At 71.3% G+C, this 2,791-nt stretch carries 2 protein-coding genes; both read left to right on the top strand.

From position 1 onward, the window contains the following. The coding region (locus G6022_RS01770; RefSeq protein WP_182690942.1) for a proton-conducting transporter membrane subunit at positions 1-1,467 on the top strand (1,467 nt) is incomplete at its 5' end. After that, a partial coding sequence (locus G6022_RS01765) for a proton-conducting transporter membrane subunit (protein ID WP_182690940.1) occupies positions 1,464-2,791 on the top strand: 1,328 nt, incomplete at its 3' end. The genes G6022_RS01770 and G6022_RS01765, both read left to right, overlap by 4 nt.

The following is a 2,791-nucleotide window of genomic DNA, read 5'->3' as shown; positions in this document are numbered from 1 at the left end:
ACCACCGCGGCCGTCGGCATCGCGATCGCCGTGGTCGTCGCCGTCGGGGGCCCGGTGGAGGCCGCGCTGGCCGGACGGGTCCCGCCGTTGGGCATCGCCGTACGCGCGGACGGGCCCGGAGCGCTGTTCCTCCTGCTCACCTCGATCGTGGGCGGGTTGGTCTCGTTGTTCGCGGCGATCCACCCGCACTCGACGGGTGTCGCGGGGGCCCGTGACTGGTTCTGGTCGGCCTGGCTGCTCGGCTGGAGCGGTCTGGCGGCGGTCTTCCTGTCCGCCGACCTGTTCAACATGTACGTGGCCATCGAGATCGTCGGCCTGGCCGCGGTGCTGCTCGTAGCGCTCGGCGGCCCCGGCGCGTGGCGGGCGGCGTTCCGCTACCTCATGGTCACCGTCACCGGGTCGCTGCTGTTCCTGCTCTCGCTGACCATGGTCTACGCCGCGACCGGGGTGCTGGACCTGCGACTCGCGGGCGAGCGGCTGGCCGCCGGCGACCCGGGCGGCGTCCACGTGACGGTGATCCTCGCGCTCGCCGCGGCGGGAATGGCCTTCAAGTCCGCGCTCTTCCCACTGCACGGCTGGCTGCCCGACGCCCACGCCGGCGCGCCCGGGGCCGTGAGCCCGCTGCTGTCCGCGCTGGTGGTCAAGTCGTCGTTCTTCATCCTGTTCCGGGTGTGGACGGAGGTCACCGGCCCAGACCCGGTGGTGGGCGCCGTTTTGGGAATCGCGGCGGCCGGATCGGTGCTCTGGGCCGGCCTGTCCGCCATCCGCACCCCGCGCTTCAAGCGACTGGTCGGCTACTCCACGGTCTCGCAGGTCGGCTACCTCTTCCTCTACTTCCCGCTGTCCGCCGCCGCCGACGGCCCCGAGCAGCAGCGGGCGGCGTGGATCGCGGTGGCACTGCTGGCGTTCGCGCACGGTTTGGCCAAGTCGTCGCTGTTCCTCTCCGCCGGGGTGATCAAGGACCGACTCGGCACCGACCGATTGGCGGCGATGACCGATCAGGACGCCCGGATGCCCGTCGTGACGATGGCGATCGCGATCGCCGCCGTGAGCCTGGCCGGGCTCCCCGTCAGCCTGGGTTTCGCCGGCAAATGGCAGCTGCTCATGGCCGCTGTAGGCACCGGATTGTGGTGGGTGGTCGCGGTGGCCGTGGCGGGTACCCTCGTCGCGGCCATGTACCTGCTGCGACCGGTCCAGACGTTGCTGTCGGGGGAGTCGAGCGACCACCGGCCCACCCCGGGCGGCGCCGGTGATGGGGGCCACGCCGACGATGGGGGCGACGACGAGGGCCGCAGTACCGATCCGGCGTCCGGTGCCCACCTCCGCGGAACGGGCACGAGAGCCGTCCCGCGCGCCGCCACCCTGATCCCCTTGGCCGCGGCCCTGCTCGCCGCCCTCGCGATCGGGGTGTCCGGGCCGTTGGCCGACCTGGCGGTGCTGGGGATGACCCACGGAGGTGGAGCATGACCCCGCCGTCCTGGGTCGGTGAGTCGTCCCTGCTCGCCGTGGCCCCTCTCGCGCTCTCGGCTCTCGTCGCCGTCGTCGTCTTCCTCATCCCGGAACCCCGCACCAAAGCGCGCACCACGGTCAACATCACCGGCGCCTCGGTCAAGTTGCTCATCGTCGCGGCGCTGGTGCCCGCCGTCATCGCGGGCGCCCGGCCCGAATGGCGCAGCGCCCTCCTGCCGGGTCTCGACCTGATCCTGCGCGTGGAGCCGCTCTCACTGCTGTTCGCCGGACTGAGCTCGCTGCTGTGGTTGCTCACCACCATCTACGCGATCGGCTACCTGGAGGGCCGCCCGCACCGGGCCCGGTTCTTCGGCTTCTTCTCGCTGTGCGTCACCGCCACCGTGGGCATCTCCTTCTCCGGGAACCTGGTGACGTTCCTGATCTTCTTCGAGCTGCTCACCCTTGTCACCTACCCGCTGGTGGTGCACAACGGCACGGCGGCCTCGTTCCGCTCCGGCCAGCTGTACCTGCGGTACACCCTCAGCGGCGGGCTCTCGGTCCTGGTGGGCGTGGCCTGGCTGACCGCGCTGGTCGGCGACGTGGACTTCACCGCCGGCGGCGCGGCGGCGGTCGCCGAGCTGGCCGCCGAGGACCCCGCCACCGCGGTGGCGATCTTCGTGCTCATCGCGGCCGGCCTGGGCGTCAAGGCCGCGCTGTTCCCATTGCACGGCTGGTTGCCCCGGGCGATGGTGGCGCCCGCCCCGGTCAGCGCGCTGCTGCACGCCGTCGCCGTGGTCAAGGCCGGCGTGTTCGGCCTGGTCCGACTGATCGACGACGTCTACGGCGTGCAGGTCGCCGACGACCTGGGCGTGCTGCTGCCGCTGCTGGTGCTGGCCTCGTTCACGGTGATCTACGGCTCGGTCCGCGCCCTCATGCAGGACGATCTGAAGAAGCGACTGGCCTACTCCACGGTCAGCCAGGTCTCCTACGTCACGATCGGCATCGCCCTGGTCTCCGAGATGGGCACTGCCGGCGGACTGACCCACCTGGTGCACCAGGGCCTGATGAAGATCACCCTGTTCTTCTGCGCCGGGCTGTTCGCCGAGGTGCTGGGGATCAAGACCGTCTCGCGACTGGCCGGGCTCGGGCGGCGGATGCCGTGGACGTGCGCGGCGTTCACCGTGGGCGCGTTCGGGATGATCGGGGTCCCGCCGATCGCCGGGTTCGCGTCCAAGTGGCAACTCGGGCTGGGCGCACTGGACTCCGACCACACCTGGGTGCTGGGGATCTTCATCACCAGCGCGCTCCTCAACAGCGCCTACTTCCTGCCGCTGGTGTACTC

The organism is Dietzia sp. Cai40, from assembly GCF_014145165.1.
GTDB lineage: Bacteria > Actinomycetota > Actinomycetes > Mycobacteriales > Mycobacteriaceae > Dietzia > Dietzia natronolimnaea.
The sequence above is the reverse complement of the archived record's forward strand: the minus strand, read 5'-3'. Positions and strand labels throughout refer to the sequence as shown.